We start from the raw sequence: 6,000 nt of genomic DNA, 5'->3' as shown, positions 1-6,000 counted from the left end.
CAAGCGTCGGCATCCACGTTACGGCTGACCTGCTTCCTCAACTGCGGCAGCTGGTCGTGTCCCCATTAGCGATCACCTGGCACCTATCGACTCCCGGTGACAACACCCCCCGGATCATCAACGACTGGGGGTAAAAATCATGCCGGGACCGACAGGCCAGCAACCCCAAGTCTTGCTCAATTCGGGGATACTAAAAAGGTAACGGGGAAACTCGGGACGGATCTAACCCTTCCGGTGATCATCCGCATCGGTTACGAACACGGGCTTGTGGAGAGCACTGCGCTGAGCGTGGACAGCACCTGGTCAGCCATCAAATTCACCCACCCCAAGCCAGGAAAGACCTATCAGAACAGCTACGGCACCCTTGCCTGAGCACTGAGGTAGCGGGGAATCTGTCAGATAGACATCACAGCCGTTTCGACTGACGGCGCCCTCGTCCCGCAAGCCGATCTGCTTCGGCGATCAGTTAGCGTGCGTGCTTGGAGGACTGGGGCGTTCATGTAAAGCAGTTTCCCCAGGACGTTGCGCGAGCTTTCAAACTTAGCGGCGTAACGGGCAGTCTTCAGGGCGTCCACGCTCATCGTGACAGCTCCGGTTGTTCGTCGCGCCAGCGTTGTGAGTTGAATCACGTGTAGACTCCCCGTCTATGGACATGTTGTTGGGGGAAGCGATCGCCGAGGCCAAGCTGACCGACTGGCGCAAGCTAGCCCAGGGACTGCATGCCCGCTACGTGATTGATGACTTCGGCACCGGCGCACGGTTCGTCACCACCGTGGGCGAGGCGGGTGACACGCTCGGACACCACCCGCGCGTGTCGATCGGCAGTGGGCACGTCGACCTCAAACTGGTCACTAACGACGCCATCTACCGCGACGACGAGGGCACTGAACATGTCGTCGAATGGGTGACCCAACAGGACATCGACCTCGCGCGACGGATCACCGACATCGCCGCCGACCACAACGTAGACGCCGACCCAACCTCGGTCAGCGACATCGAGCTCGGCCTCGACACGGCGCACTCCGCGACCATCGCCCCCGTGTGGGCCGCCCTGCTGACCGGGGACGCCGAGGCCCAGGGCCGCGGGACGCCCGACGACGAGATCCGGGACGCCACGGGACGGGTGCCGAACCTGTGGTTCGGAGACGCCGACGAGCATGAGACCCCGCGTCAGCGGTTCCACGTCGAGGTCTACGTGGCACCTGAGGTGGCCGGGCAGCGGGTCGCCGCCGCCCTCGCCGCAGGAGGGACTATCGTCGATGACAGCAATGCGCCGATGCTGACCGTGATCGCCGACCAAGACGGCAACCAGGGCATCGTCTGCGTCGACGTATCCGCTGCCAGCAAGGGTTGACTGCCAGCATGGCCACGGAGTTGTCATACACCATCGCGCCGCTCAGCCCCGCGACCTGGCCCGCCTTCGAGGCCATGGTGGAGCGGCACAATGGCATCTTCGGGGGCTGCTGGTGCACCTACTTCCACCCGGACTGTGCCGAGCGAGCCCCGGGATACGACGGCAGCCGAGCGATGAAGAAGGCCTATGTCGAGCGGGGCAAGGCGCACGCCGCGCTGGTGATGCATGGCGACGAGGCCATCGCGTGGGCAGAGTACGGCGCCCTGGACGAGCTGCCCAACATCCACCACCGCAAGGAGTACGACGCCACCAAGACCGCGGACCCCGACTACCGAATCACCTGCGTCTTCGTCGACAAGCGCCACCGGCGACAGGGCGTGACCGAGCTGGCGATCACCGGTGCGCTCGACCTGATTGCGCAGGCCGGCGGCGGTCGGGTCGAGAGCTATCCCCACGACCTGACCAACCAGACCAAGAAGATGTCGTCGTCGTTCCTTTACAACGGCACCCGTTTACTCTATGAACGGCTCGGCTTCACCTATGACCGATCCAAAGGGCTAAAGAACTGCGTCATGGCGAAGACGGTCGAGCCTGCATGAGGCCGGTCACTACCAGCCGCAGAACGACGTGCCGCAGGATGTGTCAGTAGAGGATCCCCTGCGGAACACGTACGTCTCGGGAAAGGTCCCCATTTACGGGTCACTGCCAGCTTGGAGCCTCGACCGTGTCCGCCGAGCCTGAAGAGCAGCCGGGACCACCACGCAGGTCATTCGTTGATACGACTCGTCCAGTAGCCGGGCCGTCTACGCTCGTGCGCATACGCCACAATGACGACTTCGTCATTCTGGACGATGTACTTAATGTCGTATCGAAATCCCGCGACGCTCCTGGTACGAACAGCCGGTTTCCGACGCTCACCTCTGTGCAGACCCCAGCTATGTGGAGAATCCAGAACGCTGTTGATGGCGGCCTCGACAGCGTCAGCGAACTTGTCGCCCCAGCCCTCGCGTTCGTCCTCGAGGAAAAGCACAGCCTAACGGAGCTCGTCGTGGGCTGCTTCATGCTCACGCCATCGATATGTCACTTACGACGCGCGGCGAGCTCAGCGCGGATTTGAGCCAAGCCAGCGTGTCCATCTACGAGTCTGGCGTGTCCGCTGACGACCTCCGCGACACGTCGGTCGATCACGTCAGCCCAAGCGCCATCGATATCGGCCTGTTCGCTGTCGGTGTCCTGATCAACACTTAAGCGAAGCATCCGAGCGGCCTCCAACCGTTCGTCGGGCGTCAGCTCGTAACCCGCCTCGACGTACTCCGCGAACCTCTGTGTCATATCACTAGTGTACGGCAGCTCGCCGACGTCGCGGCTGCCAGCGGCTTCCGAAATGAGCATAAAGCGATCCCCCACAGGACGCCAGCTAAGACACCCGTCGCGAAGCGAATCACCAGAGTGAGGGCATAAAACGGTGACACAGCTACCAGCAGGCTCGTGACCGTATATCCGCTAAGAGCCATGACGAGCAGGCGCCGGCGGGGGCCAGCCTTTCGTCGCATTGATGATCGGGATGGACCCGGCGATCGACCAATCGCGTAGACAGTTACCGTCTGCCCCGCAGTAGCTTCAGTCACGCCCAGATCCGCACTCAGGGCCGGCAGGATGCCGGCGGGAAGTGTCTCCGGCATTGCAGTAAGGAAACCCGCGGCAGCAAGGGCAAGCAAACTACCAATAGGCAACTTTATTGGCGTTCGGGATGGCGCAGTCTCGATTTTTGGTGAGGTCATGGACCAATCGTGCAACCTTCACACAAATGGGATGTAGTTAACTGGCGGTCTTCTCTGCCGCTACATCTAGGGCTGAGTCCATTGCCTGGATGTAGCGGTTGATGGACTCGCGGTTTTGGACGAGCAGGTCGATCCTCTGGGTCATCCGGTCACCTTCCCGAAGAAGTATCTCCCGCAGCTCTGGATCCGGGTCAGTAACGACGATGGTTTGTGGTCGATCCAAGCAGGGCAGGATGTCTCCGATAACCCGGGTTGGTATGCCCGCCTCGATGAGACCACGGATTTTGCCGACGCGGTCCACGAGATATTCGTCGTAGGACCGGTAGCCGTTATCGAGCCGGCGCGGCGCCACCAGGCCCTGCTCCTCGTAATACCGCAGCATCCGAGGCGGAACACCGGACCGTTCGGACAGTTCACCAATGCGCATAAAAGTTCCCTTTCGTGACGACGATTTGACCTTCACACTAATGGAAAGGTTAACAATGGAGTTAACCACAACTTCAACGAAGGGATTCTCATGAAGATCGGCATCCTCGGAGCAGGATCCATCGGAGCAACACTGGCCACCAAGCTCAGCCGAGCAGGACACGAGGTCAAAATCGCCAATTCCCGTGGCCCGGAGACCATCGATTCAGAGATCGTGGCAGCGGGCGCCCGGGCAGTAGAGGCCCCAGACGTCGTCACCGACATCGAAGCCCTCATCATCTCCGTACCGCTGAGTCGTATCCCCGCCATCAGGTCCCTCATTGCGAACCATTCAAGCGATGCGGCCATCCTCGATACCTCGAACTACTACCCCATGCGCGATGGGCAGGTGCAGGCGCTCGATGAGGGACAGGTCGAAAGTGTATGGGTCACCGAGCAGCTCGGACGTCCCGTCACGAAGGCCTGGAACGCCATCGTAGCGGGGTCTTTCGAGGCCAAGGGCACAGCACCAGGAGACCCCGGTCGGATCGCAATTCCCGTCGCCGCGGACCGCGAGGCCGACAAGGCTGTAGCAATGCGCCTGGTGGAAGACACCGGCTTCGATGCCATCGACTCCGGCTCCCTGGCCGATTCATGGCGTCAGCAGCCCGGAGCCCCTGCGTACTGCGCCGATCTCACGCTCCAGGAAGTTCCTAGTGCTCTTGCAGCTGCGAAGAAGGATTTGATCCCGCAGCGAAGATACCTCGCAATCGCCGCGATCACAGAGAAGATCGAGAAGGGCGAGACCCTCATCTCCGACGATCTGGTCGAGCTCAACCGAGGCCTCTACAGCTAACGACACTCTCATCGCCACTTTCCTCGGCTAGATAGCTGCCGACCCAGCGCCCCTTCTTGTGGACTTGATCACTCCGCGGCGGCGTCACTTCCAGCGGCGTCCGTACGATCCGTAAGCCGAAGGTGCAGCAGGACGGCGCTCGGTCTCTGCGGGGGGCTTGTCGTGCTGTGCCGTAGCTCGTGCGGGCAATGCGTTGTACCCGCTGCGGCTGCGCATCAGCGGGCTCAGTGGTAGAACGTAAAGCATGACCGACCAGACATCCGAGCAACGCATCGTATCCGCCAGCCGCGAGATCGCCGCTCCAACCGCTACCATCTTCGAACTCATCGCCGATCCGGCACAACAACCCCGCTGGGACGGCAACGACAATCTCGCTCAGGCCGAACCCGGTCAGCGCGCACACACCGTCGGTGACGTCTTCGTGATGACGCTCACCGGCGGAAACGTGCGCGAGAACCACATCGTCGAGTTCGAGGAAGGACGCCGGATCGCCTGGATGCCGACAGAACCCGGCAAGGATCGTCCGGGCCACCTGTGGCGGTGGGAGCTGGAAGAGCTGGGACCCGGACGGACCCTTGTCACGCACACCTACGATTGGAGTGACCTTACCGACGAGTCCCGCCTCAAGCGGGCACGCAGCACGACATCAGAGCGGTTGATGGCATCCGTCGAACGACTGGCCATGCTCACCGAACAAGCGCCAAAACCCACATAGCGGTTCGTCATCCGGTTAGCTGACGCTCTCACGAGCAGCCCCGGAACGTCGTAAGTGGAACCTATTGTGGAGAAGGATGGACAGTCACGCTTGGATCGCGGGAGGTGTCCCGCATAGGGCGGCTGTGCGGGACACCTTCGCGAAGTGGATTCGGCTCAACCGTCCCATTCGGTGATGCCGGTCTTCGTGCGGATGCGCTGCCGCTCGATGGCGCGGTAGACCGTCGAGCGGCCTACGCCGAACAAATCAGCGATCTCGGCAGTGCTGTACTCGCCGCTATGCACCAGCGACACCAGGTGCGCCTCTTGCCGTAGGTTGAGCTTCGGTTGCTTGCCTCGCAGCCGCCCCTTGGCTTTGGCGACCTTCATGCCTTCTCGAGTACGCAGCCGGATCAAATCGGACTCGAACTCGGCCACCATCGCCAACACGTTGAACAGTAGTCGTCCGACTGCGTCGTTGGGGTCGTAGACCGAGCCGCCCAAGCTCAGACTGATCTGGCGGCTGGTGAGTTCGTCAGCGATTGCGCGAGCGTCGGGCAGCGATCGCGCGAGCCGGTCGAGTTTGGTGACCACGAGTGTGTCACCAGCTCGGCATGCCGCGAGAGCCTCGCGCAGCCCGGGACGTTCGCGGTTCGTGCCGGTCAGGCCGTGATCGACATAAATCCGATCGGTCTCGACACCAAGGCTCAGCAAAGCGTCGCGTTGGGCGGTCAAGTCTTGTTGGTCGGTGGAGCATCGGGCATACCCGACAAGCAGTGCACCCATGGCGCACCTCCAGAGATGAGGCCGGCTCGAGAGGACTTTCCCGGCTACCGGCAACGGCTGATTGCCGCACCTTCTACGGTTAACCAAAACCACGCTCGGTGGGCGGATTTCTGCAAGGGCCATAG

Annotated in this window: 9 protein-coding genes; 4 read left to right on the top strand and 5 right to left on the bottom strand. The window is 61.8% G+C overall.

Annotated features, from left to right (window positions below; all coding sequences use genetic code 11):
• Nucleotides 1-646 precede the first annotated feature (646 nt).
• Both ACX80B_RS12910 and ACX80B_RS12905 read left to right on the top strand, forming a co-directional pair.
• On the top strand, nt 647-1,354 hold the full coding sequence (locus ACX80B_RS12910; protein ID WP_459296723.1) for a 4a-hydroxytetrahydrobiopterin dehydratase: 708 nt from the start codon (nt 647-649) through the stop codon (nt 1,352-1,354).
• 8 nt (nt 1,355-1,362) lie between these two features.
• Complete coding sequence (locus tag ACX80B_RS12905) at nt 1,363-1,953, top strand: GNAT family protein (RefSeq protein WP_459296721.1); 591 nt, start codon at nt 1,363-1,365, stop codon at nt 1,951-1,953.
• Nucleotides 1,954-2,120: 167 nt separating this feature from the next.
• Here the strand turns inward: ACX80B_RS12905 and ACX80B_RS12900 are convergent, their stop codons facing one another.
• Genes ACX80B_RS12900 through ACX80B_RS12885 form a run of 4 tightly spaced genes read right to left on the bottom strand, consistent with a single transcriptional unit; the run spans nt 2,121 to nt 3,562 of the window.
• Nucleotides 2,121-2,384 carry a hypothetical protein gene (locus ACX80B_RS12900; protein ID WP_459296719.1) on the bottom strand — a complete coding sequence of 88 codons (264 nt, stop codon included), beginning with the start codon at nt 2,382-2,384 and terminating at the stop codon, nt 2,121-2,123.
• Between the two features lie 50 nt (nt 2,385-2,434).
• Nucleotides 2,435-2,686 carry an addiction module protein gene (locus tag ACX80B_RS12895; RefSeq protein ID WP_459296717.1) on the bottom strand — a complete coding sequence of 84 codons (252 nt, stop codon included), beginning with the start codon at nt 2,684-2,686 and terminating at the stop codon, nt 2,435-2,437.
• On the bottom strand, nt 2,683-3,135 hold the full coding sequence (locus ACX80B_RS12890) for an MFS transporter (protein ID WP_459296715.1): 453 nt from the start codon (nt 3,133-3,135) through the stop codon (nt 2,683-2,685). The genes ACX80B_RS12895 and ACX80B_RS12890 overlap by 4 nt, the downstream gene beginning before the upstream one ends.
• Before the next feature lie 37 nt (nt 3,136-3,172).
• Nucleotides 3,173-3,562, bottom strand: a complete 390-nt coding sequence (locus ACX80B_RS12885) for a MerR family transcriptional regulator (RefSeq protein WP_459296713.1) — start codon at nt 3,560-3,562, stop codon at nt 3,173-3,175.
• Between the two features lie 90 nt (nt 3,563-3,652).
• Here ACX80B_RS12885 and ACX80B_RS12880 point away from each other — a divergent pair, with 90 nt between their 5' ends.
• On the top strand, nt 3,653-4,396 hold the full coding sequence (locus ACX80B_RS12880; protein WP_459296711.1) for an NADPH-dependent F420 reductase: 744 nt from the start codon (nt 3,653-3,655) through the stop codon (nt 4,394-4,396).
• 244 nt (nt 4,397-4,640) lie between these two features.
• Complete coding sequence (locus ACX80B_RS12875) at nt 4,641-5,111, top strand: SRPBCC family protein (RefSeq protein ID WP_459296709.1); 471 nt, start codon at nt 4,641-4,643, stop codon at nt 5,109-5,111.
• 155 nt (nt 5,112-5,266) lie between these two features.
• Here ACX80B_RS12875 and ACX80B_RS12870 read toward each other — a convergent pair whose 3' ends face one another.
• Entirely contained in the window at nt 5,267-5,875 is a 609-nt protein-coding gene (locus ACX80B_RS12870) for a recombinase family protein (protein ID WP_459296707.1), read from the bottom strand.
• Between the last annotated feature and the right edge of the window lie 125 nt (nt 5,876-6,000).

The sequence above is a fragment of the Arthrobacter monumenti genome, from assembly GCF_054511255.1.
The sequence above is the reverse complement of the archived record's forward strand: the minus strand, read 5'-3'. Positions and strand labels throughout refer to the sequence as shown.

Bases quoted from the DNA above. Each gene is read 5' to 3' on its own strand.
- ACX80B_RS12905 (WP_459296721.1), top strand. From the start codon at position 1,363: ATGGCCACGGAGTTGTCATACACCATCGCGCCGCTCAGCCCCGCGACC.
- ACX80B_RS12895 (WP_459296717.1), bottom strand. From the start codon at position 2,686: ATGACACAGAGGTTCGCGGAGTACGTCGAGGCGGGTTACGAGCTGACG.
- ACX80B_RS12870 (WP_459296707.1), bottom strand. From the start codon at position 5,875: ATGGGTGCACTGCTTGTCGGGTATGCCCGATGCTCCACCGACCAACAA.
- ACX80B_RS12880 (WP_459296711.1), top strand. From the start codon at position 3,653: ATGAAGATCGGCATCCTCGGAGCAGGATCCATCGGAGCAACACTGGCC.
- ACX80B_RS12875 (WP_459296709.1), top strand. From the start codon at position 4,641: ATGACCGACCAGACATCCGAGCAACGCATCGTATCCGCCAGCCGCGAG.
- ACX80B_RS12885 (WP_459296713.1), bottom strand. From the start codon at position 3,562: ATGCGCATTGGTGAACTGTCCGAACGGTCCGGTGTTCCGCCTCGGATG.
- ACX80B_RS12890 (WP_459296715.1), bottom strand. From the start codon at position 3,135: ATGACCTCACCAAAAATCGAGACTGCGCCATCCCGAACGCCAATAAAG.
- ACX80B_RS12910 (WP_459296723.1), top strand. From the start codon at position 647: ATGGACATGTTGTTGGGGGAAGCGATCGCCGAGGCCAAGCTGACCGAC.